This window comes from Streptomyces sp. NPDC031100 (assembly GCF_055570785.1).
In genome coordinates this window covers 213,419-238,604 of record NZ_JBVIGN010000004.1, presented here as the reverse complement: position 1 = coordinate 238,604, position 25,186 = coordinate 213,419, and the positions used below count along the sequence as shown (strand labels likewise).

The window sequence follows — 25,186 nt, the reverse complement described above, 5'->3', positions numbered from 1 at the left end:
CCTCCGCAAGGCCCCCGTGCCGAGCGAGGGAGAGCCCCACGTGACCATCGCGCCAGCCGACCCGGCTTCAGCCATCGAGGCCATCGAAGCCCCGGTGGAGACCGACGGTCCCGGTGCCGCGCTGCTGCGGACCCTGACCGAGCTGACCGCCGACCTCCCCGACGCCGACCCCGGCCGGGTCGCCGCGGCCGCGCTGCGGGGCCGGTCCGCTCGCGCGGACGAGACGGAGCTGCGCGAGCTGGCCACCGAGGCGGCCGCCGGACTCATCTCCGAGGACCCCGCCTACTCGCGGCTGGCCGCCCGGCTGCTGACCCTCTCCATCCGCGCCGAGGCCGCCTCGCAGGGCGTGACGTCCTTCACCGAGTCCGTGGCCGTGGGACACCGGGAAGGGCTCGTCGCCGACCGGACCGCCGAGTTCGTGCGGCTGCACGCGGAGCGCCTCGACGCACTGGTCGACGCGGACGCCGACGACCGCTTCGGCTACTTCGGCCTGCGCACCCTGCACAGCCGCTACCTGCTCCGGCACCCGATCACCCGCAAGGTGATCGAGACGCCCCAGCACTTCATGCTCCGGGTGGCGAGCGGCCTCGCCGAGGACGACACCGCCCGCGCACTGGACGAAGTCGCCGCGCTCTACGGGCTCATGAGCCGCCTCGACTACCTGCCCTCCTCCCCCACGCTCTTCAACTCCGGCACGCGGCACCCCCAGATGTCGTCCTGCTACCTCCTCGACTCCCCCCTGGACGAGCTGGACTCCATCTACGACCGCTACCACCAGGTCGCCCGCCTCTCCAAGCACGCCGGCGGCATCGGTCTGTCGTACTCCCGGATCCGCAGCCGTGGTTCGCTGATCCGCGGCACCAACGGGCACTCCAACGGCATCGTCCCGTTCCTGAAGACCCTGGACGCCTCCGTCGCCGCCGTGAACCAGGGCGGCCGGCGCAAGGGCGCGGCCGCGGTGTACCTGGAGACCTGGCACTCCGACATCGAGGAGTTCCTGGAGCTGCGCGACAACACCGGTGAGGACGCCCGCCGTACGCACAACCTCAACCTGGCGCACTGGATCCCGGACGAGTTCATGCGCCGGGTCAACCTGGACGAGCAGTGGTCGCTGTTCTCCCCGGCGGACGTGCCGGAGCTGGTCGACGTGTGGGGCGCGGAGTTCGACGCGGCCTACCGCAAGGCGGAGGCGGCGGGGCTCGCGAAGAAGACCATCCCGGCCCGCGACCTGTACGGCCGGATGATGCGTACCCTCGCGCAGACCGGCAACGGCTGGATGACCTTCAAGGACGCCGCCAACCGGACGGCCAACCAGACGGCCCTGCCGGGCCATGTCGTCCACTCCTCCAACCTCTGCACGGAGATTCTGGAGGTCACGGACGACGGCGAGACGGCGGTCTGCAACCTGGGTTCGGTGAACCTGGGCGCGTTCGTCGCAGGCGGCGACATCGACTGGGAGCGGCTGGACGAGACGGTCCGCACCGCCGTCACCTTCCTCGACCGCGTCGTCGACATCAACTTCTACCCGACCGAGCAGGCGGGCCGGTCGAACGCCAAGTGGCGGCCCGTCGGCCTCGGCGCCATGGGTCTGCAGGACGTCTTCTTCAAGCTGCGTCTGCCCTTCGACTCGGACGAGGCCAAGGCCCTGTCCACGCGGATCGCCGAGCGCATCATGCTCGCCGCGTACGAGGCCTCCGCCGACCTCGCCGAGCGCAGCGGCCCGCTGCCGGCCTGGGAGAAGACCCGTACCGCCCAGGGTGTCCTGCACCCCGACCATTTCCCGGGCGTTCGCCTGACCTGGCCGGAGCGCTGGGCGGCCCTGCGCGAGCGGATCGCCGCGGTCGGCATGCGCAACTCGCTGCTGCTCGCCATCGCGCCGACCGCCACCATCGCCTCCATCGCGGGCGTGTACGAGTGCATCGAGCCGCAGGTCTCCAACCTGTTCAAGCGCGAGACGCTGTCCGGCGAGTTCCTGCAGGTCAACTCCTACCTGGTGCAGGACCTCAAGGAGCTGGGCGTCTGGGACGCGCGCACCCGCGAGGCGCTGCGCGACTCCAATGGCTCGGTGCAGGACTTCGCGTGGATCCCGGCCGACGTGCGGGCGCTGTACCGCACGGCGTGGGAGATCCCGCAGCGCGGCCTGATCGACATGGCGGCGGCCCGCACCCCGTTCCTGGACCAGGCGCAGTCCCTGAACCTCTTCATGGAGACGCCGACCATCGGCAAGCTCTCCTCGATGTACGCGTACGCCTGGAAGTCGGGCCTGAAGACGACGTACTACCTGCGCTCGCGCCCGGCGACCCGCATCGCCCGCGCCGCCCAGGCGCAGACCCAGACCACCATCCCCGTGCAGCAGGTCGCCGACCCCGACGCCGTCGCCTGCTCCCTTGAGAACCCCGAGTCCTGCGAGGCCTGCCAGTAATGACCACCGAAGCCAAGAACCTGCTCGACCCAGGCTTCGAGCTGACCCTGCGCCCCATGCGCTACCCGGACTTCTACGAGCGCTACCGGGACGCCATCAAGAACACCTGGACCGTGGAGGAGGTCGACCTCCACTCGGACGTCGCCGACCTCGCGAAGCTGTCCCCCGAGGAGCAGCACCTGATCGGCCGTCTGGTGGCCTTCTTCGCGACGGGCGACTCGATCGTCGCGAACAACCTGGTGCTGACGCTGTACAAGCACATCAACTCCCCGGAGGCGCGCCTGTACCTGTCGCGCCAGCTCTTCGAGGAGGCCGTGCACGTCCAGTTCTACCTGACGCTGCTCGACACCTACCTCCCCGACCCGGAGGACCGCGCGGCGGCGTTCGCGGCGGTCGAGAACATCCCCTCCATCCGCGAGAAGGCCGAGTTCTGCTTCAAGTGGATGGACTCGGTGGAGAAGCTGGACCGCCTGGAGTCCCAGGCCGACCGCCGCCGCTTCCTGCTCAACCTCATCTGCTTCGCCGCGTGCATCGAGGGCCTGTTCTTCTACGGCGCCTTCGCGTACGTCTACTGGTTCCGCAGCCGGGGTCTGCTGCACGGTCTCGCGACCGGCACCAACTGGGTGTTCCGCGACGAGACGATGCACATGTCCTTCGCCTTCGACGTGGTCGACACCGTCCGCAAGGAGGAGCCGGACCTGTTCGACGACGAGCTGCAGCAGCAGGTCACCGACATGCTGCGGGAGGCCGTGGAGGCCGAGCTGCAGTTCGCGCGCGACCTGTGCGGTGACGGCCTGCCGGGCATGAACACCGACTCGATGCGGCAGTACCTGGAGTGCGTCGCCGACCAGCGCCTGACGCGTCTCGGCTTCGCCCCGGTGTACGGCTCGGAGAACCCGTTCTCCTTCATGGAGTTGCAGGGCGTTCAGGAGCTGACCAACTTCTTCGAGCGCCGCCCGTCGGCGTACCAGGTCGCGGTGGAGGGCAAGGTCGACCTGGACGAGGACTTCTGAGTCCCGGCCGCTCCCAGTGACGATCGATCCGGCGCGCGTTCCGGGGCCCAAGGGCGCCTGAGCGCGCGCCGCCACACGTCTACCAGGGCACCGGCTGCAGCAGCAGCCGGTGGGGCCGCAGGGTGATGCCCACGCGGGTGGTGTCGTTCGACCCGCTGACCTGCTCGAAGCGGTACTTCGCCGAGATCGCCGCGGTGATCAGGGTCAGCTGGGCCATGGAGAAGTGGTCGCTGGGGCACTTGCGGTTGCCGACGCTGAAGGGGCTCATGGCGTACTTCGGCACCTCCTGGGCCCGCTCGGGCAGCCAGCGGTCGGGGTCGAAGTCGAGGTGGTGGTCGTAGGACTGTCCGTCGCGCTGGATGGCGTAGGGGCTGTAGACGATGTCCGCCCCGGCCGGAATGCGATAGCCGCCGAGCGAAGTGTCGGTCACCGCGCGCCGCGTCAATATCCATACGGCGGGCCGCAGTCGCATGGCCTCGACGACGACATTGTTGGTGTGCCGGAGCACACGCACGTCCGCGAATCCAACGGGCCGACCGCCGGTCACGGATTCGACCTCGGCACGCACCTTCTCGGCGTGTTCCGGATGTTCCGCGAGCACGTGCAGCAGCCACATGATCGTGGAGGCGACTGTTTCACTGCCGGGGGTGACTATCGCGACCACCTGGTCGTGGATCTCCTGTTCCCCGATGGGCTCGCCATTGTCGTCCTTCGCCTCCAGCAATGCCGTCAGCAAATCGTCCGGCTTTTGACCAGATGCCCTCCGCTCGGCGACGATCTCGTCGACCAGCAGATGCAAATCGGCCAACGCCCGGTTGAATTCGCGGTTGGCGGGCAACGGCAGCCGGTACAGCGGCCCGAGCGGGAGGACCATCCTGCGGTACATACCGCGGAAGACGCTGGCGAGGTCGACGCTCAGCCGCTCGGCACGCTCGTCCATGTACTCGCCGCGCAGCAGGCAGCGGGCGGCGATGCGCACGGCGACCCGGAACGACTCCGAGGTGCAGTCGATGGTCTCGCCGGGCTGCCAGCGCTGGGTCAGCGCGTGCGCCTCCTCCTCCATGACCGAGCCGTACGCGGGGATCGCGTCGAGCCGGAACGCGGGCTGGATGGTGCGCCGCTGGCGGCGGTGGCGCGGTCCGTTGGCCGTGGCCACGCCCTCCTTGCCGAGCAGGCCTTCGAGGGACTCCCAGAGCGGGCCGTCGATCTTGAAGTCGGTGCTGAGCGCGAGTGCGCCGGTGAGGGCCGGCGTGGTGACGGCGTACACCGTCTTGGGGCCGAGCTTCAGGCGCACCACCTCGCCGTGCGCACGCAGCCCGGACATGAAGGCGAGCGGGTCGCGGACCAGCTTCAGGCCGTGCCCGAGGACCGGGACGGCGCCGCCGGCGAGGGGCGGTTCGCGCAGTTCGGTGCTCTCGGAGGGCACGGGCTTCACAGACTCGACGGTCATTTCTCACCTACCGCTTCGTTGTTGACGTAGGGGGGCGTGGACCGGTCGTCCCAGGTGTCGACCATGTAGCGGCCGGACTCGTGGTGGAACCAGTAGACGGAGCTGAACCAGTTCCGCATGGAGCCGACGCAGGCGCGCACGGCGGCGCTCAATTCCCTTCCGTGGGTGGTGCCGTCCGCGAGTTCGGCGGCGAATCGCAAGGCGTCCTGCTCGGCGTCGAGGAACTCATGAATGCATTCCTCGACGCGCCGCCTGATTTCTTCGACGGCTTCTTCGAGCGTCATACCCTCATGGGTGATGAGGCAGATTCCGAGATTGTGCACCTCGTCGCCCGCTATTTCCTTCGGCAGCGAGCAGAGGTCGTTGTACCAGGCGGCGAATTCCTGGCTCAGCAGCGCCGCACGGCGATAGTCCGGATGTTTCCGCACGGCGTCCGGGAGTTCACGTCCTGCGCTCGGCTCCAGCAGGTCCGTCCATATCCAGTGGGCGAAGGTCAGCCGCCGCAGGGCGAGGTATTCCTCGACCTTCGGAACGTACCCGTCGGTCCGGTTCCGGAACTCGCGGTCGTAGGCCTCGATCACGTCGTGGAAGTGCCGGGCGAAGCGCTGGTTCCAGGTGTACGGCAGGAACGAGTACAGCCGCAGCACGCTGTCCGCGAACCCCGCCACCAGGGGGTCCGGGTGGTGCAGATGGTGCCGGGGTGCGTCGAGGGCCGCGTGCAGACGGTACCTGAGCCGGCGCCAGTCGGCCGTCCGGCCGTGCACCCGGTCACGGTCATGGCGGTCGTCCCAGACGAAGAACCAGGCACTGTAGTCGGCTATGGCCTGCAGGACCTCATCGGAGGCGCCGGTGTAGTACCCCGCCATGAGGTCGGTATAGCAAAGACCGTCGGCATATTCCCGCACCTTGTCCGCCGGCATCAGCCGTTTTTCCAGCAACCACTGGCGTGTCTTCTCTTGTAGCTTTGGCCAATACGGGTGGAGTTGCCGGGGAAACACGTCCTCGATCATCGGGAGGGCGAGGGACGGCGGCACTGCGACCGCTGTCGACGATGTGGTGCCGTGTGAGAAAGCGTGCACGAACAGTCCCCTCTCAGCTGCCAGGAGCGCACACCCCCTCCGATCCGTGCTGGGCGTGCGGCGTTGCGTATCCCCGCCCTTCCCATTCAGCACCACAACTGACCGTTATGGGAACGGATTTGCTTCACTCACCACCCCAAGATGCCGGGAATCATGCGACGAACAAACGAACGACGCCCGGCCGGGAAGGATCCCGGCCGGGCGTCGCGGCCGACGTCGTCGCTGCTCTCGCAGGGTGGCCGGTCGTCCCGGCCGTGCGTCTCAGTCGTTGGCGACCACGGGGTAGCGTGGCTCGTTCTCGGCCATCTGCCGCAGCGCGTCCTTGCGGTCGCGCTTGGACAGACGGTCGATGTACAGGTAGCCGTACAGGTGATCGGTCTCGTGCTGCAAACAGCGAGCGAAGTAGCCGGTGCCGCGGACCTTGATCGGGTTGCCCTTCTCGTCCTGGCCGGTCACCTCGGCGTAGTCGGGACGCGCGAGCGGGGCGTACGCGGTCGGTACGGACAGGCAGCCCTCGTTGCTGTCGTCGAGGCGGCGCTTGTCGGCGGGCAGGTCGACCAGCTTCGGGTTGCACACCACACCGACGTGCCGGACGCCCTCGTCGTCCATGCAGTCGTAGACGAAGACCTTCAGGTCGACACCGATCTGGTTGGCGGCCAGGCCCACGCCCTCGGCGGTGCGCTGGCTGGCGAACATGTCCGCGACCAGCTGGTCCAGCTCCGCGCCGAACTCGGTGACGTCCTTGCACTCCTTGTGCAGGACCGGGTTGCCGACGACCGTGATCGGCCGCGAGGTGCCGCGCTCGCGCCAGGCCTGCTCGCGCTCCTCGCAGTCCTCCGTGTCGACGACATAGCCCTCGTCGTCGACGGGGAGCACGCCCGCGTGCTGCTGATCGGTGTCCTGCTGAGCCATGACCGACGTACGCCTTCCTGCAAGCCTGGAAAATTCTGCGAGTACAGCCTAAAGGGGGCCGGTCACCAGTGGCTCAGCAAACCTCTTCCAGATCCCGCCAGTCCCGGGAATCAGGGCTGTCCGCAACCCATCCGTCCAGCAGTCCCCGCACCAGCGAAGCCGGTGCAGCCACCCCGCACTCCCGCTCGGGAACCCAGAGCTGCCCGTCCGTGCGATGTCCCAGCGGCCCCGGGTGACCGGGTTCACTGTGATCGTGCGGATCCAGGTGGACCCCATCGCCCTCATCGGAGGGCATCCGTGACTCCGAGCACATCCGGCACAGCAGCCGCACCGAGGAGGACCAGTCCTCCGCCGCGAACCCCGCGTCCGCGGCCAGCTGCTCCAGGGCGTCGCGGTCGGCCTCGGTGGCCGCCTCCAGCAGCACCACCCAGGTGGGGACGGGCGAGGGAGCCCACAGCTCGATCTCGTCGAAGACCGGGTAGGAGTGGCCGGCGGACGTCGTGCGCTCGCCGTGCGGAACGCCGTCGTGCAGCACGACCTCGCCCCAGCGCCGCCCGGACGACGGCAGCGGAATGGACAGCACCTCCAGCCGGGCCGGGTCCAGTCTGCGGCCCCACACCACCTCGGCCTCGCCCTCCGGGGAGAGCCGTACGGCCGCGCTGCCCAGCTCCATGCCGCGCGGCTCGCCCGCGGCGGCGGCACCGCCGGGCACCCGCAGCCCGTACGCCTGCCAGGCGCGGCGGGCCAGCGGCCAGTCCTGCAGGGCGGTCGCGGCGATGCCCACGTTCCACCAGTCGGGGGCGCCGGTCTCCCGGTCCAGGAGGGCCACCGCGCGCAGTCCGGCGGCGCGGGCCTGCTCCCAGTCGTGCCGGAACTTGTGCAGCAGCGCGAGGTTGAACCAGGACTCGGCCAGCCAGGGTTCCAGGTCGGCGGCGCGTGTCAGCAGCTCGCCCGCGTCCTCGTACCGGCCGTCGCCGATGAGCGTGAACGCGCGGTCGGTGGCCTGCCGCCAGGAGGCGGAGGGCCGGTGCCGTCCCTTGCCGAAGATCCTCACTATTCCCGCCTGCCAGTTCCAGTTCCGCACGTGGGCTGGCTTGTGCCCCCGGACACCCTCTCCCTCGCATCCAACCACGTACGGCGGGAAGGGCGCTCATTACCCATGGGTTACCCCGCCGCAGGCAAGGTCAGACGGTCCCGGGAGAGAACCCGGGCCAGCGACTCCACCACCTCGGGAGCGTAGTCCCCGGCGGTGGCCAGGCGCAGCTCCTCCAGGGCCCTCAGCGGCCCGTCGGGACCGGCCTCGCGGGCCTTCTCCTCATAGGCGTTCACGGCCCGGACGATGCGCGCGGCGAGCGGCTGCTCCCGGCAGGGGTCGGCCTGCCGCTCCACGACCACGGCGACCGCCGCGTCCACCCCGGTCTGCCGTACGACCGCCCCGCCGAGCAGCGCGATGCGGCGCTGCTCCTGCGACGGCAGGGCGGCGGTGGCGCCGGCCGGTACCGGGTCGACCAGGCTGAGCTGGCCGATGTCGTGCATGAGGGCCGCGTATTCCAGGACGGTCAGCCCCGGCCCGGACAGGCCCAGGTCGCGGCCGACGGCCAGGCTGAGCGTGGCGACACGGCGGGCGTGCCCGGGCGGGGTGTACCCGGCGATCTCGGTGGCCCTGGCGAGGGAGGCGATGGTCTGCCGGTAGGTGGCGCGCACGGCGCGGTAGCGGCGTACGGACAGCTGGGCGAGCAGCAGCGGCAGACAGAACACCGGCAGGGCCCACAGTCCGACGACGGCGACCGCGAGCGCCATCACCACGCCGGTCGCGCAGACAGCGGATCCGATGCCGAGCAGTCCGCGCAGTTCCTCGCGCAGGAGCGGGCCGAAGGGCCAGTGGGTGCGGGAGTGGGCGAGGGCGGCGGCGAGGAGGGCGTCGCACAGGGCGGTGAGGACGAGGAGGGCGACGAGCAGCAGCGCGTAGGCGGGGCCGCTCCAGGACGCGAACACGCCCTTGTTGGAGAGGGGTTGGAAGCAGACGGCGGCGAAGCCGACGGTCAGGACGCGGCGGGCGAGGTGGTCGAGGGTCGGGGTGCGGCCGCACCAGATGTGCGGGACGCTGCCGAGCAGGGAGGCGGCGAGGACGATGGTGACGACCTGCGGCGCGTCGTGCAGCGTCTGGTGTCCCGCGTCGGGTCCGAGCAGGGCGTACGAGAGCGATCCGGCGGTGCCCAGCGGTGCGGCCTGCCGTACCTGGGCGCAGCTCCACCGGGTCAGTTCGCCGACGGCTATGAGCACCCCGAAGGCGAGCCCGACCTCCCGGTCGGCTATGCCGGTCCACAGGGTGACGGCGAGGGAGGCCGCGGCGGTGAGCGCGGCGGAGGCGTGGATGAGCCGGAGGGCGGTCATCGGGGTGCTCCGCTGCTGCTGCCGGCGACCGACTGCTGGGCCGGGATCTCCTGCGCCATCTCGTCGGCGGTGACGGCCGGGTGCCAGCCGTGGCGGCCGAGGGCCCGGACGAGCGCCGTGACCATGCGGGGGTCGAACTGGGTCCCGGCGCACCGCTCCAGCTCGGTGACCGCCCACTCGACGGGGCGGGCCCTGCTGTAGGAGCGGGTGGAGGTCATCGCGTCGAAGGCGTCCGCCACGGCCACCACGCGGGCGCACTCGGGGATCTGGGTGCCCACGAGACCGTACGGGTAGCCGCTGCCGTCGAGCCGTTCGTGGTGGTGCAGGATCGCCGTGCGGGCCTCGCCGAGGAAGGAGATCCCGCGGACCATCTCGTGGCCGTACTCGGGGTGCAGCTCGATGATCCGCCGCTCCTCCGGGGTGAGCGGGCCGTCCTTGCGCAGCAGTCGGGTGGGTACGCCGAGCTTGCCGACGTCGTGCAGGATGCCGGCGAAGCGGAGCACCTCGACGCGTTCGTCGTCCATGCCGAGTTCGCGGGCGATCAACACCGAGGCCTGGCCGACGCGCTCGCTGTGGCCGCGGGTGTAGCCGTCCTTGATGTCGACGGCCTGCACCAGCGCGCGGATGGTGTTCTGGTGGGCGGCCTTCTCCCGGTGGTACTGGGCGAAGACCCAGCAGGAGACGCACATCGGCAGCAGCACGAGCAGCGCGGCGACGGGCCCGTACCGGCTGCGCCACAGGACGGCCATCATGAGCCCGGCGAGTCCGTGCACCGCGACGGGGGCGAGGGAGCGGGGCAGCAGCCCGCGCCAGGCCCTGCGCACGGGCACCCTCTCGGCGGCCGCGAGGATCCCGCCGTCGAGCGCGGTGAGCACCAGGCAGAAGGCGAACACGGCCGCCCCGGCGGGCACGAGGGCGTAGGGGAAGTCGCAGCCCACGACGGCGTCCCGGCCGCCGAGCGCCCAGTGGACGCTGGCCGCACCCCACACCGCGAGCGAGGGCTGCGCGGCCCGCCACACCCGGCGCAGCCACACGGGCGGCTCCTCGACGCGGGCGAGGAGGGCGGCCGGCAGCGGGACGAGCGCGGCGGCGGGCGGCGGCAGCAGGAACGCCCCGGCGAGCAGAACGGGGTAGAAGGTGCCGCCGAAACGGCGCTGTACGACCTGGTCGCAGGCCGCGTACACCGCGGCGAGCAGGGTGATGGCCCACCAGGGAGCGTGGGTGGCCGTCACGTGCAGGGAGCAGACCACGGCCAGCAGGGCGATGCAGCCCACATAGGCCCGTGCCCTCGGCGGAACCGCCTCCATGACGCCCCTCCCCCGACCGTGCCTGCCCAGGCTCGGAGCGTAGGGCGGGAATCGGGGGATCCGGGGGCCTATGAACCGAGGATTAGCACATTCGGGTGATGGCTGGGCTCATACGGCCCGGGCTCAGCTCTCCTGAGGCGTGGCGGTCACGTCGTGCTCGGGGACCGCCTGCCCGGAGCGGATCAGATCGATCCGCCCCATGACCTTGGCGCGCAGGTCGCTCGGCACGTCGTCATGGCCGCAGCACCGCTTGACCAGCTTCTTCACGGCCTGCTCCAGGCCGTACTTCTCCAGGCACGGCGAGCATTCCTCAAAGTGGTGCTGGAACTTGTCGCGATCGACGTCCGGCATCTCGCTGTCGAGGAACTCGTACAGATGGTCGAGGACCTCACTGCAGTCCGTCTCGTGCTCGTCCCCGCAGCTCATGAGCCCGAACCTTTCGCTTCGTTCGACTCTCCGGCGCCCGCCGGGACGAGCCCGCGCTCACGGGCGTAGTCCTCCAGCATGTCGCGCAGTTGACGGCGGCCCCGGTGCAGCCGGGACATCACCGTACCGATGGGTGTCCCCATGATGTCCGCGATCTCCTTGTACGCAAAGCCCTCTACGTCCGCGAGGTAGACGGCGATGCGGAACTCCTCGGGGATCGCCTGCAGCGCTTCCTTCACGTCCGAGTCGGGCAGGTGGTCGAGCGCCTGCGACTCGGCGGAGCGCAGACCGGTCGACATGTGCGACTCGGCGCGGGCGAGCTGCCAGTCCTCGATCTCCTCCGCGGCGGAGCGCTGGGGCTCGCGCTGCTTCTTGCGGTAGGAGTTGATGAACGTGTTGGTGAGAATCCGGTACAGCCACGCCTTGAGGTTGGTGCCCTCGCGGAACTGATGGAAGGACGCGTACGCCTTGGCGTACGTCTCCTGCACCAGGTCCTCGGCGTCCGCCGGGTTGCGCGTCATGCGCAGCGCGGCCGAGTACATCTGGTCGAGGAATTCGAGCGCGTCCCGCTCGAAGCGGGCGCTGCGCTCCGCGCTCGACTCCGCGCTGTCGCCCCGGCCCTCGGGCAGCTCCGCCTGGCCGTTGTCGGTCCCTGCGTCCGTCCCAGTGACCGGACCCACCTCCTCAAGTTCCCGGGCGGAACCGAAACCGGTCCCACTCGATTCGGAGGATAGAACACCACCCGTGCCTGCCGCCGCTCGAATAGGAGGGGTCCTGGCCGCGTGCAGCACCGTCCAGTCCAGGTCAGTGCGGCTGCTGCGGCTCGGGCAGATGGTCGAACCCATGCGGCGGACTTCCTCTCCTACGACGTCGGTGCCGGTGCTTCAGCACTTCTGTCCGCCACAACAGTGGTCCGCCGCCTGACATTCCCCGGGGTCACCCGAGTGACGCGGCCCACTCCACGACAGCACCGGTGACGATCTCCAGCGCGCGCTCCTGGGTGATCTCCGCGCGCTTGGGGACGGCGAACCCGTGATCGCCGTACGGCACCTCGATCAGCTCGTACGCCCCCTCGGGAAACTCCTCCGGCTTCCCGAAAGGGTCGTTCCCGCCCTGGACCACGAGCGTGGGCACCCCCGCGCCCAGCAGTTCGTCGGCGCGGGACCTCTCCGGCTTGCCCGGCGGGTGCAGCGGGAAGCTGAGCGCGAGCACGGCATGCGCGCCCAGCTCGGTGGCGGTCCGGCAGGCGACCCGGGCGCCTGCGCTGCGGCCGCCGGAGATCACCGGCAGCTGCATCCCGGCCAGCGCGGGCCAGATGCCGCGCCAGCCGGTGTCCAGGGTCTTCGGGGCGGGTGCGACCTTCTTGCCCGCGACCCGCCAGGGCTGCTCGACGAGGGCCACGGTCACGCCGTGTCCCGGGAGCACCTGGGCGAGCGCCTGCAGGTCCCGCGCCTCGATGCCACCGCCGGCCCCATGGCTCACGGCCAGCACCAGCCGCGCCTTCTTCGCCCGGTGCCAGGTGAGGCGTGCGGTCCCGGCGTCGGTCTCGACAATCTCGATCACGCTAGAAGAGTGTGCCCTCTTCCGGCGCCTCCAGCTCCTTCAGCAGCTCCGGGCCGTTGTTGCGGACGTTGCTGACGGCCGTGGCGACCGGGTAGGCGCGCATCAGGCCGGGTGGGGGCGGGGCCAGCAGCTCGCGCAGGTCGTCCGGGTCGGTGCGGGAGGGGTCGAGCCAGGCGTCCCAGCGGTCCGGGGTGAGCATCAGCGGCATCCGGGGGTGGATCTCGGCGAGGGAGTGCGGGCCCTCGGCGGGGGCCACGGCCAGCGGGGTCTGCTCCGCGTCCGTGGTGATCACCGAACAGGTGACCCACCAGGCCTGCGGGTGGTCGTCGGGCAGGGTCCGGTCCCGCCAGAACTCGTACAGCCCGGCCATCGCGAACACCGAGCCGTCGGCGGGCAGCACGAAGTAGGGCTGCTTGCGGGGCCGCTTCTTCTTCCCCTCCTCCTCCAGGTCCCGCTCCTGCTTGCCGGTGACCCACTCGTAGTAGCCGTCGGCGGGCAGGATGCACCGCCGGGCGGCGAAGGCGCGCCGGTACGACGGCTTCTCGTGCACGGTCTCCGCGCGCGCGTTGATCATCCGGGCGCCGCCCTCGGGCGTCTTGGCCCAGGAGGGCACCAGTCCCCACTTGAGCTTGCGCAGCTGGCGAACCGGGCGAGGGTCGTCCGCGTCTTTCACCGGACGGTCCAGGACGGCGTAGACCTCCTTGGTCGGAGCCACGTTGTAGTCCGGCTCCAAGGTCTCCTCGGGCTCCCACTTCTCGATCTCAAAGATTCCTGCGAGATCCTCGGGCCTACGACTGGATGCATACCGTCCGCACATACGTGCCACACTGCCAGACTCCGTACGACGACAGGAGCCATCTCCGGACATGGACAGCCTCGCCGCCACCGCGCTGCCCGACCTCTGGGACCGGCTCACCGGCACCCAGCCCGACCCCGACCTGTGGGTGGTGCTCGCCACCCTGGGCGCCGCACTCGCCGTCGTCGTCCCGCACGGCGTGTGGCGGCTCTCGCGCAACGCGATCACCATCGCGCACGAGGGCGGCCACGGCCTGGTGGCCCTGCTCACCGGCCGGCAGCTCACGGGCATACGCCTGCACTCCGACACCAGCGGCCTCACGGTCAGCCGCGGCAAGCCGTACGGCCTGGGCATGATCCTCACGGCGGCCGCGGGCTACACGGCCCCCTCGCTGCTGGGCCTGGGCGGTGCAGCCCTGCTGGCCGCGGGCCGCATCACCCTGCTGCTGTGGGTGGCGACCGCGTTGCTCGTGGTGATGCTGGTGATGATCCGCAACGCGTACGGGGTCCTGACCGTGGTCCTCGCCGGGGGCGCCTTCCTGCTGGTGTCGTGGCTGACGGGACCGCAGGTGCAGGCCGCTTTCGCGTACGCGGTGGTGTGGTTCCTGCTGTTCGGCGGTGTACGACCGCCGTTCGAGCTGCAGGCCAAGCGGGCCCGGGGAGGCGCGGGCGACTCGGACGCGGACCAGCTCTCGCGGCTGACGCACGTTCCGGCGGGTCTGTGGCTGTTCCTGTTCCACGCGGTGTCGGTGTGCTCGTTGATCGGCGGGGGCCGCTGGCTGCTGGAAGGTTGACGCCGGGCCCTCCTTATAAAGTGGCCCTATGGCCCCGAACACCGCCCCCGCCCTCTGGCCCGCCCCGCACGCGAGCGGAGCCGTCGACGCGACGGTCCACGTGCCCGGGTCCAAGTCCGTCACCAACCGCGCCCTCGTGCTCGCCGCCCTCGCCTCCGAGCCCGGCTGGCTGCGCCGCCCGCTGCGCTCGCGCGACACCCTGCTGATGGCCGGTGCCCTGCGGGCCATGGGCGTGGAGATCGAGGAGACCGTGTCATCCAGCTCCTCCGTCGCGGGGGGCCCGGACGGCTCCGGAGAGGCCTGGCGGGTGCTGCCCACGGGCCTGCACGGTCCGGCCACGGTGGACGTCGGCAACGCCGGCACGGTGATGCGCTTCCTGCCGCCGGTGGCCGCGCTGGCCGACGGCCCGATCCGGTTCGACGGGGACCCGCGGTCGTACGAGCGTCCGCTGAACGGTGTGATCGACGCGCTGCGCGCGCTCGGCGCCCGGATCGACGACGACGGCCGGGGCGCGCTGCCCCTGACCGTGCACGGCGGCGGGGCGCTGGACGGCGGCCCGGTGTCGATCGACGCCTCCTCGTCCTCCCAGTTCGTGTCGGCGCTGCTGTTGTCCGGCCCGCGCTTCAACCAGGGCGTCGAGGTCCGCCACACCGGCGCGACCCTGCCCTCCCTGCCGCACATCCGGATGACCGTGGACATGCTGCGCGCGGTCGGCGCCCAGGTGGACACCCCGGAGTCGGGCGGCGAGCCGAACGTGTGGCGGGTGACGCCGGGCGCGCTGCTCGGCCGGGACCTGACGATCGAGCCGGACCTGTCGAACGCCCAGCCGTTCCTGGCGGCGGCCCTGGTCACCGGCGGAAAGGTGCTGATCCCGGACTGGCCGGCCCGCACCACCCAGCCGGGGGACCGGCTGCGGGAGATCTTCACCGAGATGGGCGGTTCCTGCGAACTCACCGAGTACGGGCTGGAGTTCACCGGCTCGGGCGCCGTCCACGGCGTCGACGTGGACCTGAGCGACGTGGGCGAACTGACCCCGGGCATCGCGGCGGTGGCCGCCCTCGCGGACTCCCCCTCCACGCTGCGCGGCGTGGCCCATCTGCGGCTGCACGAGACGGACCGGCTGGCCGCGCTCACCAAGGAGATCAACGAACTCGGCGGTGACGTCACCGAGACGGCCGACGGCCTGCACATCCGCCCGCGCACGCTGCACGGCGGGGTCTTCCACACCTACGAGGACCACCGCATGGCGACGGCCGGTGCGATCATCGGCCTGGCGGTCGAGGGCGTGCAGATCGAGAACGTGGGGACGACCGCGAAGACCCTGCCCGACTTCCCCGATCTGTGGACCGGGATGCTGGGGAACTGACGGGCGGACTGGAACCATGCGCCGCTACGGCAAGCACACCGACGAGGACGACATCCGCAGCCGCCCCAACCGCAAGGGCAACCGGCCGCGTACGAACATCCGGCCCAAGCACGAGGACGCGGCCGAGGGCATGGTCCTCACCGTCGACCGGGGCCGGCTGACCTGCCTGGTCGAGGATCGTACGGTCACGGCGATGAAGGCCCGCGAACTGGGCCGCAAGGCGGCCGTGGTGGGCGACCGGGTGGCCCTGGTCGGCGATCTGTCCGGCACGAAGGACACGCTCGCGCGGATCGTGCGCATCAAGGAGCGCACCTCGGTGCTGCGCCGCACGGCCGATGACGACGACCCCTTCGAGCGGGTGGTCGTCGCCAACGCCGACCAACTGGCCATCGTCACGGCCCTGGCGGACCCGGAGCCGCGCCCGCGCCTGATCGACCGCTGTCTGGTCGCGGCCTACGACGGCGGTCTGGAGCCGCTGCTGGTCATGACCAAGTCGGACCTGGCCCCGCCGGACAAGCTGCTGGAGCTGTACGGCGCCCTCGACATCCCCTACGTCGTCACCAGCCGCGAGGAACTGGAGAACGGCGACGCGGCGGACCAGGTGCGCGCGCACCTGGACGGCAGGATCACCGCGTTCGTGGGCCACTCCGGCGTCGGCAAGACGACCCTCGTCAACGCGCTCGTCCCGAAGGATCTCCGGCGTACGACGGGACGCGTCAACGCGGTCACGGGCCGCGGCCGGCACACCACCACCTCGGCCCTCGCCCTGCCCCTCACCGGCACGGACGACTGGGTCATCGACACCCCGGGCGTGCGCTCCTTCGGCCTCGCGCACATCGATCCGTCCCGGGTGATCCACGCCTTCCCGGACCTGGAGCCGGGCACGGAGGGCTGCCCGCGCGCGTGCAGCCACGACGAGCCGGACTGCGCGCTGGACGCATGGGTGGAGGAGGGTCACGCCGACCCGGCGCGGCTGTACTCGCTGCGCCGGCTGCTGGCCACGCGGGAGCGCCGGGAAGGCGACTGAGCACCGCGTTGTTTGCCGGGGCCTGCCTCAGGTAAGTGCATAATCGCACCGAGCCGGAGGGCCGGACCAACGGGAGGACAGCACATGGCGTGGCTGCTGGTCATCGTGGCCGGGATTCTGGAGACCGGCTTCGCCGTGTGCCTGAAGCTCTCGCACGGGTTCACCCGGCTCTGGCCGACGGTCGCCTTCGCCACCTTCGCGCTCGGCAGCTTCGGCCTGTTGACCCTCTCCCTGAAGAAGCTCGACGTCGGCCCCGCGTACGCGGTGTGGACCGGGATCGGCGCGGCGGGCACCGCGATCTACGGCATGGTCTTCCTCGGCGACCTGGTGTCGACCCTGAAGATCGTCTCGATCACCCTCGTGATCGTCGGCGTGATCGGCCTCCAGCTGTCGGGCTCGGCCCGCTGAACAGGCCGCCGGGCCCGGCCCATTGATCAGGCAACCGGGCCCGGCCCGCTGAACGAGCGGGGCTCACACCGTCTGCCGGGGCAGGGCGCTGCACACCAGGTCCGCCATGCCGCCCTCCCCCGGCGGGGCCGCGACACAGGACAGCGCGACCCGTACGACCAGTTCACAGGACCGGGTCAGCTCGCCGGTGTCGGCTGTGGGCGCGGCGGAACCGGTCAGCACCGTCACCACCCGGTCCCGCACGATCCGCACGAAGTCGCCGGGCGACGGCAGCGGTCCGTCGGCGCGGCGCTGCGCGGGTACGGCGGAGGAGGACGGCACCGCGGACAGCGTCGGCGCCGGCAGACGCTCGCTCCAGCAGCCGGTGAGCATGGCCCGCACCAGCGCGTTGTCCCGGCCGGCCGACGCCATCCACTCGGCGGTGGCGGTCAGCCTCTCCCGCGGGTCGGTGTACGCGGCGAGGGCCCGCTCCACTCCGGCGAGATATCCGTCGGCCTCCCGCCGCACCAGCGCCCTGGCGAGCCCCTCCTTGCTCCCGAACTCGTTGTACAGCGTCTGCCGGGACACCCCGGCCGCCGCGGCCACGTCGACCATCCGCACCGCGGACCACGGCCGACGTGCGAGTGCGGTGTAGGCGGCGTCCAGTAGAGATTCCCGGGCTGCAGGCATCATCGCCTCCCTGGGGCGAGCGACTCTGCGCCCAGATTTGACGCGCATACATGCACTGTCAAGGGTTCGCGGGGGCACAGGGGGGCGCCCTCCGGCCATGACGCAACCCGCGCCGCGGCACCTCGCCGGCGCCGGCAAGCGTCCCCACCCCCACCAAGCCGCAGCACAGGGCGCGCCGTCGCGCGGGCCCCCTGTAGCCCCGTACCGCCTCGACAGATACCGTTCGTCCCATGCCGGACTACCTCGACGACCTCCGTCTCGCCCACGTCCTCGCGGATGCGGCCGACGCCGCCACCACGGCCCGCTTCAAGGCCCTCGACCTGAAGGTGGAGACGAAGCCGGACATGACCCCGGTGAGCGAAGCGGACAAGGCGGCGGAAGAACTCATCCGCGGCCAGCTCCAGCGCGCCCGCCCGAGGGACGCGGTCCTCGGCGAGGAGTACGGCATCGAGGGCACCGGTCCCCGCCGCTGGGTGATCGATCCGATCGACGGCACCAAGAACTACGTCCGCGGCGTCCCCGTCTGGGCCACCCTCATCTCCCTGATGGAGGCAGCCGAGGGCGGCTACCAGCCCGTCGTCGGCGTCGTCTCCGCCCCCGCCCTGGGCCGCCGCTGGTGGGCGGCGAAGGGCCACGGCGCCTTCACCGGCCGCAGCCTGACCTCCGCGACCCGCATCCACGTCTCCCGCGTCGGCAAGCTCGCGGACGCCTCCTTCGCGTACTCCTCGCTCTCCGGCTGGGAGGAACAGGGCCGCCTGAACGGCTTCCTCGACCTCACCCGCGAGGTGTGGCGCACGCGCGCGTACGGCGACTTCTGGCCGTACATGATGGTCGCCGAGGGCTCGGTCGACCTCTGCGCGGAGCCGGAGCTGTCCCTGTGGGACATGGCCGCCAACGCGATCATCGTCACCGAGGCCGGCGGCACCTTCACCGGCCTCGACGGCCGACCCGGCCCGCACAGCGGCAACGCGGCAGCGTCCAACGGTCTGCTGCACGACGAGTTGCTGGGGTATCTCAACCAGCGCTACTGAGCAAGGAGAGAAGCCCGCGCACGCCCTCAACTGGCCCCGCGCGCCCTCTTGTTGACCCGCTCTTTACCTGGCACCCTGAAGTCACCCCACTTGTGAATTTGTGAATCCCTGAACTATCGGCCAGGCCGAAGCAGGTCCGGGATTCCCATAGGAGGTGGCCCATCCCATGCTCGTCCGTGACGCCATGAGCACCGTGGTTCTCACCCTCGGCCCCGACCACACCCTCCGCCAGGCAGCAGCCCTGATGTCCGCCCGCCGCGTCGGCGCCGCGGTCGTCCTCGACCCGGACGCGGGCGGTATCGGCATCCTGACCGAGCGCGACATCCTCAACTCCGTCGGCCTCGGCCAGAATCCGGACACCGAACGCACCCACGCCCACACCACCACCGACGTCGTCTTCGCCGCCCCGACCTGGACCCTGGAGGAGGCGGCCCGCGCCATGGCGCACGGCGGCTTCCGGCATCTCGTCGTCCTCGATCGCGGCGAGCCCGCCGGCATAGTCTCGGTCCGCGACATCATCCGCTGCTGGGCACCCGCACGGCAGCAGGTACCGGCCTGACACCGCCTCTCCGCACACCGATCCCGGACATGCGAGCGGGCCGGCCCCCCGAGGGAACCGGCCCAGGAGCAGCTGGTCCTGCACGAGCATCGGGCCGCGCCTCATGACCAAAGCCAGTCCCGTCCCATATTGGACTCAGTCCAATTCAGACAACGTTCCAAAGTCACACCCGTTCGGAACCTGGTCCCTTGCTGTTACGCTGGATTCCATGAGCGACCTTCTGGAACGGCTGCGCGGACGCGGATGGCGGATGACCGCGCAGCGGCGCGTCGTGGCCGAGGTCCTCGACGGCGAACACGTCCATCTGACGGCCGACGAGGTCCATGCGCGGGCTGTCGCGAAGCTGCCCGAGATCTCCCGGGCGACCGTCTACAACACGCTGGGCGAGCTGGTCTCCCTCGGCGAGGTGCTCGAGGTCAGCACGGACAAGCGCGCCAAGCGGTACGACCCGAACGCGCACCGCCCGCACCACCACCTGGTCTGCGCCCGGTGCGGCGCGATCCGCGACGTGCACCCTACGGGCAACCCGCTCGCCGACCTCCCCGACACGGAGCGCTTCGGCTTCACGGTGTCGGACGTCGAGGTGACGTACCGGGGGCTGTGCCCGAACTGCGCGGGAGCGTGAGACAGGGGGCGCAAGCCCCCTTCTTTTTTTGCTCGTGAACTTTTTGCTCGCGAACACACCCTTGGGTTGCCCGCGAACACACCTAGGGCCGGAATCCATCTCTGGATTCCGGCCCTAGGCCTTCAGTAGCGGGGACAGGATTTGAACCTGCGACCTCTGGGTTATGAGCCCAGCGAGCTACCGAGCTGCTCCACCCCGCGTCGGTGAACACGACATTACGTGAAGGGAGCCCGGCGAAGCAAATCGATTAGGGGACGAGTGGTCGGGGTCACGCCGAGAGCTCCTCCCGCAACGCATCCCGCAACCGCCCCGCCCGCTCGGTGACCTCCGCCGGCCCGAGAGCCACCGCCCGGTCGGCCCACTTCTGCCCCTCCGCCAGCTCTCCGCGACGCGCGTAGACGAGGGCCAGCCGAAGCGCCGCCCGGCCGTGCCCCGCGTCGGCGGCCCGCGTCCACCACACGGCCGCCTCCGGCTCGCTCCCTTCCCGGGCCAGCAGCAGCCCGAGGTTGAACGCCCCGTTGCGCGACCCCGCCTCCGCCGCCGCCCGGTACCACCGCGCCGCCTCGACCACATCGCCCCGGGCAGCCGCGAGCATGCCCACGCGCACCTGCGCGCGCCGGTGCCCCTGGGAGGCCGCCCGCTCGTACCACTCCTCGCACTCCGTCTTCTCGTGGACCACCTCGCCCAGCTCGTGGGCGGGCTCCGGCGGCCGCCGCGCGTCCAGCACGGTGGCCAGCCGGTACGCTGCCTCCGCACTGCCGCCGCCGGCCGCGCACCGCAGATGCCGCTCGGCGTCCTGCTCGTCCCCCTCGCGCAGCCGCGCGATCCCGACCTGCAGCGCGGCCTCGGTGTGCCCGGCGGCGGCCGCCTGCTCGTACCAGCGCAGCGCGGCCCTGTCGTCCTCCTCGGTGCCCCGCCCGGCGTGCAGGATCCCGAGGTTGAACGCGGCGTCCACGCTCCCGGCCTCGGCCGCCTTGGAGAACCACGGCTCGGCCCCGGTCGCGTCGCCGCCCTGGAGCAGCAGGATGGCCAGCGCGTTCGCCGCCTCCCGGTGCCCGGCGTAGGCGGCGCGCCGGTACCACTGCTCGGCCTGCGCGGTCCGGCCCTGCTCGGCGCAGAGCAGCCCGAGGTTGTAGGCCCCGTTGTCGTCCCCGGCGTCCAGCGCCGCCCGGTACCAGCGCTCGGCGGTCTGGGTCTCTCCGCGCTCGGCGTGCAGGGCGCCCAGCGCGTTGGCCGCGTTGCCGTCGCCGTCCTGGGCGGCCCTGAGCCACCACACGGCCGCGCTCTCGGTGTCCCCGGCGTCCCGCAGCAGGAATCCGAGGGCGCAGGCGGCCCGCGGCTCCCCGTCCTTGGCGGAGGTCAGGTACCAGCGCCCGGCCTCCTTCAGCTCTCCCCGCCGCTCCAGGATCGCCCCGAGGTGCAGCGCGGCCCGCCGGTGGCCGCGCGCGGCGGCCTGCCGGTACCACTGCTCGATCTCCTCGACAGCGTTGTCGGGGGCGGTCCCGTCCTCGTGTGCGGCCCTGCGGTCGAGCGTGCGCGCCAGCCGGTAGGCGGCCTCGCGGTGGCCGCGTTCGGCCGCGGCCCGCATCCAGTGCTCGGCGCCGGCGTCCCCGCGGTGCTCCAGCAGGTCGGCGAGCGCGTACGCGCCCAGCGCATGGCCCTGCTCGGCGGACTGGCGCAGCCAGTACTCGGCGGCGGGCTCGTCCCCGCGCTCGCGGTGGTGCCGGCCGAGCGCGTGCGCGGCGGCGGCGGAGCCGGCGACGGCGGCGATCCGCCACCAGCCGGCGGCGTCCTCGGCGTAACCGCGCTGGTGCAGGAGGACACCGAGATTGTTGGCGGCGGCCCGGTCCCCGGTCGCGGTGGCCGCACGCAGATGGGGTTCGGCTCCGTCGAGGTCGCCGCGGCGCAGCAGCATGGCTCCGAGGACGCTCATCGCCTCGGGGTCGCCGGTCTGCGCGGCGAGCCGGAGGCGTACCTCCTCGGCGGCTTCCCCCATGTCGCCCATCTCGTCCCGCGTCGGCTCCTCCCCCGAAGGCCGCACAAATCGCCCTGTCTCGAACAGATTTGCCTTGTCCCCCATAACGTCCATCGTCGCACCACCTGCAACCTGGGTACACCCGGTATACCGCAGCCCGTGAGGTCACTTCAGCGTTTTGTCGACATGCCCACAGAGAGATAAGTCAAACACAGTCCCCTCAACTCCCCGCGGCGGCGCGGCCGTCCCTCCCGTCTGTACATGAGTTCGCACACCACGAAGGCCCGGATCCCTGTAAGGATCCGGGCCTTCGACTTCAGTAGCGGGGACAGGATTTGAACCTGCGACCTCTGGGTTATGAGCCCAGCGAGCTACCGAGCTGCTCCACCCCGCGCCGTTGCTCGGCAACCGTACCACGGCGCGGAGGGCCTTGATCAACTCCCGGTGTTATTCCCGGTCGTACTCCCGCTCTTGTCGGTGTTCTTGTCGGTGCTCTTTCCACCGCTGCCGCTGGTCTTGTCGGCCTTGGACTGTGCCTCCTCGGCCCGCTTCAGCGCGTCCGCCAGATCCTTCTGCGCCTTGGCGTACGCGTCCCAGTCCGGCCCCGCCTTCAGCGCCTGCTGCCCGGCCTCGAAGGCCTTCTGGGCGTCCTGCAGGGCCTGCTGGACCGTCGGGTTGCCGGAGCCGGGCGGCTCGGTGGTGCCGGTGTCCGACGGCGGGGTCGAACCCTTCACGCCGAACACCTTGTTGAGCGCCTCGTCCAGGGTGTTCTCGAAGGCGGTCTTGCCCTCGTAGGTGACCAACACCTTGCGCAGCAAGGGGTACTTCAGAGAACCACCGCGGACGTAGACCGGCTCCGCGTACAGCAGTCCTCCGTCCAGCGGCACGGTCAGCAGGTTGCCGTACTCGACCTTGGAGTGGCCCCTGCTCAGCAGACTGATCGTCTCGGCGATGTCCGACTCGGAGTTGAACTGGCTCTGCACCTGCTTGGGGCCGTCGAAGTTGGTGCTCGTCGGCAGTTTCAGGATTCTGATCTTGCCGTAGTCGCTGGTGCGCGGGTCGGAGTCGACGGCCATGAAGGCACTGAGGTTGTCCCGGCCGTTGGGCGTGAGCGTCGTCGTCAGCGAGAACGCCTGGGCGCTCTGGTCCGGCATCTTCATGGTCAGGTAGTACGGCGGCACCGCGCTGCCCGAGTCGTTGGTCGGGTCGTCCGGCACCTCCCACACCTCGCTGCCGCTGAGGAAGGTCTGCGCGTCCGGCACGTGGTAGCGGGTGAGCAGCTCGCGCTGGACCTTGAACAGGTCCTGCGGGTAGCGCAGATGGGCCATCAGGTCGTCGGAGATGTCCGCGCGGGGCTTCACCGTGCCGGGGAAGGCCTTCATCCAGGTCTTCAGCACCGGGTCCTTGGTGTCCCACTGGTACAGCTTGACGTCGCCGGTGTACGCGTCGACGGTCGCCTTCACCGAGTTGCGGATGTAGTTGACCTGGTTCTGCTGGGCCACCACCGCACGGGAGTTGTTGGTGGCGGTCAGCGAGTCGGCCGTCGTGTCGCCGAGGGTCGTACGGGAGGCGTACGGGTATCCGTTCGTCGTCGTGTACGCGTCGACGATCCACTGGATGCGGTTGCCCACCACCGCCGGGTAGGCGTCGCCGTCGATGGTCAGCCAGGGGGCGACCGCTTCGACGCGGTCCTTGGGCGTGCGGTGGTACAGGATCCGCGAGCCCTTGCCGATCGCGCCCGAGTAGAGGATCTGCGGCTCGTTGAACGCCACCGCGTACGCGGCCCGGTTGATCGGGTTGTCGAGGTTGACCCCGCTCTTGCCCTGGTAGCTGGTGGTCCGCTCACGCTCGTTGTCGGAGTAGTCGACCTCCTTCTGGGGGCCGCCGACGATCGAGTACGTGCTGGTCTTCTCGCCGTAGTAGATCCGCTGCTGGTACGCGCCCAGGTCGCCCTTGGACGGCAGGTTCTTCTCGGTGAAGACCGGGTGGCCCTCGTCGGCCTCGGTGCCCTTGGCGGCGACCACGCCGTAGCCGTGCGTGTAGCGGAAGTGGTCGTTGATCCAGTTGTTCTTCGGGATGCCGTCCAGGTTCAGCTCGCGCAGGCCGAGGACGGTGTCCTGGTCCTTGCCGTCCTTGGTGGAGTACCGGTCGACGTCGAGGTTGGTCGGGAACCCGTAGTAGGCCTTGATCTGCTGGAGCTGCTGGAACGTCGGCGAGACGACGTTCGGGTCCATGATGCGGATGCTGGCCGTGTCGTCGACCTGGTCGCGCAGCTTGGTCTTGTCCTTGGTGGCGGACTTGCCCGCGTACTCGGTGACCTCGGTGTCGTCGATGCCGTACGCCTCGCGGGTCGCCTTGAGGTTCTTCTGGACGTACGGGGCTTCCTTGGCCTGCTCGTTGGGCTGGACCTGGAACTTCTGCACGATGGCCGGGTACAGGCCGCCGATCAGGATCGCGGAGAGGACCATCAGGCCGAAGCCGATGACGGGCAGCTGCCAGGTGCGCCGCCACAGGGTGGCGAAGAACAGCAGCGCGCAGATGACGGCGATGCAGAACAGGATCGTCTTGGCCGGCAGATAGGCGTTGGCGTCGACGTAGCGCAGGCCGGTCCAGTTGCCGGTCGCCTTGAAGTCGCTGGACTTGACGGCGAGGCCGTACCGGTCGAGCCAGTAGGCGACCGCCTTCAGCGCCACGAAGATGCCGAGGAGCACCGACAGATGCCCGGTCGCGGCGGCGGTGGCGCGCGCGCCGGGGCTGGTGACGCGCAGCCCGCCGTACAGGTAGTGGGTGAGCGCTGCGGCGATCAGGCAGAGGATGGCGGTGGCGAAGCCGAAGCCGAGCAGGAACCGGTACCAGGGCAGGTCGAAGGCGTAGAAGGCGACGTCGAGGTGGAACTGCGGGTCCTTCTGGTGGAAGGGCACGCCGTTGACCCACATCAGCCAGGTGCGCCACTGGCCGGCCGCCGAGGCACCCGCGATCAGGCCGACGAGGGAGGTGACCGCGAGCAGCAGCCACGTCTTGTACGGCGCGATGCCCATCCGGTAGCGGTCCAGGCTCTGCTGCTCCATGGACATGGCGCTCAGCGGGGGCCGCAGCCGGTGCGCGAGCCAGATGTTGAAGCCCACGGCGAGGGCCATCAGCAGGCCGAAGACGAAGAACAGCCCGATCTTGGTCGACAGGGTGGTGGTGAACACGGACGAGTAGTGCACCGACCGGTACCACAGCCAGTCCGTCCAGAAGCCGGCGAACATGGTGAACGCCATACCGAGGACGGAGAGGACGCCCAGTGTCGTCAGCAGGGTCCGGACGCGCCGGGACGGGCGGCCCGCTCTGATCCGCGGCCCCGTCGGGCCTCCGCCGCGGTCCGGCAT

The 25,186-nt window shown here is 70.7% G+C and carries 22 protein-coding genes and 2 tRNA genes; 9 read left to right on the top strand and 15 right to left on the bottom strand.

What is annotated here, in order from left to right:
* Nucleotides 1-40: 40 nt before the first annotated feature.
* Together ACZ5DS_RS12965 and ACZ5DS_RS12960 are read left to right on the top strand one after the other, a co-directional pair.
* Entirely contained in the window at nucleotides 41-2,422 is a 2,382-nt protein-coding gene (locus tag ACZ5DS_RS12965; RefSeq protein WP_468236953.1) for a ribonucleoside-diphosphate reductase subunit alpha, read from the top strand.
* Nucleotides 2,422-3,435, top strand: coding sequence for a ribonucleotide-diphosphate reductase subunit beta (locus ACZ5DS_RS12960; RefSeq protein WP_468236950.1), 1,014 nt, complete (start codon nucleotides 2,422-2,424; stop codon nucleotides 3,433-3,435). Before ACZ5DS_RS12965 ends, ACZ5DS_RS12960 begins: the two co-directional genes overlap by 1 nt.
* Nucleotides 3,436-3,514: 79 nt before the next feature.
* Here ACZ5DS_RS12960 and ACZ5DS_RS12955 read toward each other — a convergent pair whose 3' ends face one another.
* From ACZ5DS_RS12955 to ACZ5DS_RS12910, 10 genes are all read right to left on the bottom strand, one after another.
* Nucleotides 3,515-4,885: a bifunctional albaflavenone monooxygenase/terpene synthase gene (locus tag ACZ5DS_RS12955; RefSeq protein ID WP_468236947.1), complete on the bottom strand. Its 1,371-nt coding sequence runs from the start codon at nucleotides 4,883-4,885 to the stop codon at nucleotides 3,515-3,517.
* The gene (cyc1, locus tag ACZ5DS_RS12950) at nucleotides 4,882-5,964 is read right to left on the bottom strand and encodes an epi-isozizaene synthase (RefSeq protein ID WP_468238196.1); all 1,083 of its coding nucleotides are present in this window, start codon (nucleotides 5,962-5,964) and stop codon (nucleotides 4,882-4,884) included. The genes ACZ5DS_RS12955 and cyc1 overlap by 4 nt, the downstream gene beginning before the upstream one ends.
* Before the next feature lie 261 nt (nucleotides 5,965-6,225).
* Entirely contained in the window at nucleotides 6,226-6,876 is a 651-nt protein-coding gene (gene def, locus ACZ5DS_RS12945) for a peptide deformylase (RefSeq protein ID WP_468236945.1), read from the bottom strand.
* A 73-nt stretch (nucleotides 6,877-6,949) separates the two neighbouring features.
* Nucleotides 6,950-7,930, bottom strand: a complete 981-nt coding sequence (locus tag ACZ5DS_RS12940) for a hypothetical protein (RefSeq protein WP_468238193.1) — start codon at nucleotides 7,928-7,930, stop codon at nucleotides 6,950-6,952.
* 110 nt (nucleotides 7,931-8,040) lie between these two features.
* Nucleotides 8,041-9,270, bottom strand: coding sequence for an HD-GYP domain-containing protein (locus ACZ5DS_RS12935; RefSeq protein ID WP_468236942.1), 1,230 nt, complete (start codon nucleotides 9,268-9,270; stop codon nucleotides 8,041-8,043).
* The gene (locus ACZ5DS_RS12930) at nucleotides 9,267-10,577 is read right to left on the bottom strand and encodes an HD-GYP domain-containing protein (protein ID WP_468236940.1); all 1,311 of its coding nucleotides are present in this window, start codon (nucleotides 10,575-10,577) and stop codon (nucleotides 9,267-9,269) included. Before ACZ5DS_RS12930 ends, ACZ5DS_RS12935 begins: the two co-directional genes overlap by 4 nt.
* Nucleotides 10,578-10,700: 123 nt before the next feature.
* Nucleotides 10,701-11,003 carry a mycothiol system anti-sigma-R factor gene (gene rsrA / locus ACZ5DS_RS12925; RefSeq protein WP_468236938.1) on the bottom strand — a complete coding sequence of 101 codons (303 nt, stop codon included), beginning with the start codon at nucleotides 11,001-11,003 and terminating at the stop codon, nucleotides 10,701-10,703.
* Nucleotides 11,000-11,683 carry an RNA polymerase sigma factor SigR gene (sigR, locus tag ACZ5DS_RS12920; protein WP_468236935.1) on the bottom strand — a complete coding sequence of 228 codons (684 nt, stop codon included), beginning with the start codon at nucleotides 11,681-11,683 and terminating at the stop codon, nucleotides 11,000-11,002. The genes rsrA and sigR overlap by 4 nt, the downstream gene beginning before the upstream one ends.
* A gap of 256 nt (nucleotides 11,684-11,939) precedes the next feature.
* The gene (locus ACZ5DS_RS12915) at nucleotides 11,940-12,566 is read right to left on the bottom strand and encodes an alpha/beta hydrolase family protein (protein WP_468236933.1); all 627 of its coding nucleotides are present in this window, start codon (nucleotides 12,564-12,566) and stop codon (nucleotides 11,940-11,942) included.
* A gap of 1 nt (nucleotide 12,567) precedes the next feature.
* Nucleotides 12,568-13,383 (bottom strand): SOS response-associated peptidase, encoded by an 816-nt coding sequence (locus tag ACZ5DS_RS12910; protein WP_468236931.1) that lies wholly within the window; start codon nucleotides 13,381-13,383, stop codon nucleotides 12,568-12,570.
* Nucleotides 13,384-13,432: 49 nt separating this feature from the next.
* On the opposite strand from ACZ5DS_RS12910, the gene ACZ5DS_RS12905 reads away from it, so the two are divergent.
* The 4 genes from ACZ5DS_RS12905 (at nucleotide 13,433) to ACZ5DS_RS12890 (ending at nucleotide 16,956) form a co-directional block, all read left to right on the top strand.
* Nucleotides 13,433-14,155, top strand: coding sequence for a M50 family metallopeptidase (locus ACZ5DS_RS12905; protein ID WP_468236928.1), 723 nt, complete (start codon nucleotides 13,433-13,435; stop codon nucleotides 14,153-14,155).
* Between the two features lie 28 nt (nucleotides 14,156-14,183).
* A complete protein-coding gene (gene aroA / locus ACZ5DS_RS12900; RefSeq protein ID WP_468236926.1) occupies nucleotides 14,184-15,521 on the top strand; it encodes a 3-phosphoshikimate 1-carboxyvinyltransferase in 1,338 nt (445 codons plus the stop codon).
* Nucleotides 15,522-15,537: 16 nt separating this feature from the next.
* Nucleotides 15,538-16,548, top strand: coding sequence for a ribosome small subunit-dependent GTPase A (gene rsgA / locus ACZ5DS_RS12895; protein WP_468236924.1), 1,011 nt, complete (start codon nucleotides 15,538-15,540; stop codon nucleotides 16,546-16,548).
* An 84-nt stretch (nucleotides 16,549-16,632) separates the two neighbouring features.
* Nucleotides 16,633-16,956, top strand: coding sequence for a DMT family transporter (locus ACZ5DS_RS12890; RefSeq protein WP_468236922.1), 324 nt, complete (start codon nucleotides 16,633-16,635; stop codon nucleotides 16,954-16,956).
* 63 nt (nucleotides 16,957-17,019) lie between these two features.
* Here the strand turns inward: ACZ5DS_RS12890 and ACZ5DS_RS12885 are convergent, their stop codons facing one another.
* A complete protein-coding gene (locus ACZ5DS_RS12885) occupies nucleotides 17,020-17,625 on the bottom strand; it encodes a TetR/AcrR family transcriptional regulator (protein WP_468236920.1) in 606 nt (201 codons plus the stop codon).
* A 230-nt stretch (nucleotides 17,626-17,855) separates the two neighbouring features.
* Between ACZ5DS_RS12885 and hisN the strand changes: the two genes are divergently transcribed.
* The 3 genes from hisN to ACZ5DS_RS12870 all read left to right on the top strand — a co-directional run bounded on the left by hisN (nucleotide 17,856) and on the right by ACZ5DS_RS12870 (nucleotide 19,840).
* Nucleotides 17,856-18,656: a histidinol-phosphatase gene (hisN, locus tag ACZ5DS_RS12880; protein ID WP_468236918.1), complete on the top strand. Its 801-nt coding sequence runs from the start codon at nucleotides 17,856-17,858 to the stop codon at nucleotides 18,654-18,656.
* Nucleotides 18,657-18,822: 166 nt separating this feature from the next.
* Nucleotides 18,823-19,215 (top strand): CBS domain-containing protein, encoded by a 393-nt coding sequence (locus tag ACZ5DS_RS12875; RefSeq protein WP_468236916.1) that lies wholly within the window; start codon nucleotides 18,823-18,825, stop codon nucleotides 19,213-19,215.
* Nucleotides 19,216-19,423: 208 nt separating this feature from the next.
* Nucleotides 19,424-19,840 carry a Fur family transcriptional regulator gene (locus ACZ5DS_RS12870; protein WP_468236913.1) on the top strand — a complete coding sequence of 139 codons (417 nt, stop codon included), beginning with the start codon at nucleotides 19,424-19,426 and terminating at the stop codon, nucleotides 19,838-19,840.
* A gap of 126 nt (nucleotides 19,841-19,966) precedes the next feature.
* Here the strand turns inward: ACZ5DS_RS12870 and ACZ5DS_RS12865 are convergent.
* The 4 genes from ACZ5DS_RS12865 to ACZ5DS_RS12850 form a co-directional block, all read right to left on the bottom strand.
* A tRNA-Met gene (locus tag ACZ5DS_RS12865) sits at nucleotides 19,967-20,040 on the bottom strand.
* 68 nt (nucleotides 20,041-20,108) lie between these two features.
* Nucleotides 20,109-21,929, bottom strand: coding sequence for a tetratricopeptide repeat protein (locus tag ACZ5DS_RS12860; protein ID WP_468236911.1), 1,821 nt, complete (start codon nucleotides 21,927-21,929; stop codon nucleotides 20,109-20,111).
* A 206-nt stretch (nucleotides 21,930-22,135) separates the two neighbouring features.
* Nucleotides 22,136-22,209 (bottom strand) — tRNA-Met (locus ACZ5DS_RS12855).
* Between the two features lie 40 nt (nucleotides 22,210-22,249).
* Complete coding sequence (locus ACZ5DS_RS12850) at nucleotides 22,250-25,186, bottom strand: UPF0182 family membrane protein (RefSeq protein ID WP_468238191.1); 2,937 nt, start codon at nucleotides 25,184-25,186, stop codon at nucleotides 22,250-22,252.

Coding starts and splice junctions, on each gene's coding strand:
- ACZ5DS_RS12875 (WP_468236916.1), top strand. CDS start 18,823: ATGCTCGTCCGTGACGCCATGAGCACCGTGGTTCTCACCCTCGGCCCC.
- rsrA (WP_468236938.1), bottom strand. CDS start 11,003: ATGAGCTGCGGGGACGAGCACGAGACGGACTGCAGTGAGGTCCTCGAC.
- ACZ5DS_RS12890 (WP_468236922.1), top strand. CDS start 16,633: ATGGCGTGGCTGCTGGTCATCGTGGCCGGGATTCTGGAGACCGGCTTC.
- ACZ5DS_RS12860 (WP_468236911.1), bottom strand. CDS start 21,929: ATGGACGTTATGGGGGACAAGGCAAATCTGTTCGAGACAGGGCGATTT.
- def (WP_468236945.1), bottom strand. CDS start 6,876: ATGGCTCAGCAGGACACCGATCAGCAGCACGCGGGCGTGCTCCCCGTC.
- rsgA (WP_468236924.1), top strand. CDS start 15,538: ATGCGCCGCTACGGCAAGCACACCGACGAGGACGACATCCGCAGCCGC.
- aroA (WP_468236926.1), top strand. CDS start 14,184: ATGGCCCCGAACACCGCCCCCGCCCTCTGGCCCGCCCCGCACGCGAGC.
- ACZ5DS_RS12935 (WP_468236942.1), bottom strand. CDS start 9,270: ATGACCGCCCTCCGGCTCATCCACGCCTCCGCCGCGCTCACCGCCGCG.
- ACZ5DS_RS12930 (WP_468236940.1), bottom strand. CDS start 10,577: ATGGAGGCGGTTCCGCCGAGGGCACGGGCCTATGTGGGCTGCATCGCC.
- ACZ5DS_RS12850 (WP_468238191.1), bottom strand. CDS start 25,186: ATGCCGGACCGCGGCGGAGGCCCGACGGGGCCGCGGATCAGAGCGGGC.
- ACZ5DS_RS12905 (WP_468236928.1), top strand. CDS start 13,433: ATGGACAGCCTCGCCGCCACCGCGCTGCCCGACCTCTGGGACCGGCTC.
- hisN (WP_468236918.1), top strand. CDS start 17,856: ATGCCGGACTACCTCGACGACCTCCGTCTCGCCCACGTCCTCGCGGAT.
- ACZ5DS_RS12870 (WP_468236913.1), top strand. CDS start 19,424: ATGAGCGACCTTCTGGAACGGCTGCGCGGACGCGGATGGCGGATGACC.
- ACZ5DS_RS12955 (WP_468236947.1), bottom strand. CDS start 4,885: ATGACCGTCGAGTCTGTGAAGCCCGTGCCCTCCGAGAGCACCGAACTG.
- ACZ5DS_RS12885 (WP_468236920.1), bottom strand. CDS start 17,625: ATGCCTGCAGCCCGGGAATCTCTACTGGACGCCGCCTACACCGCACTC.
- ACZ5DS_RS12960 (WP_468236950.1), top strand. CDS start 2,422: ATGACCACCGAAGCCAAGAACCTGCTCGACCCAGGCTTCGAGCTGACC.
- ACZ5DS_RS12910 (WP_468236931.1), bottom strand. CDS start 13,383: ATGTGCGGACGGTATGCATCCAGTCGTAGGCCCGAGGATCTCGCAGGA.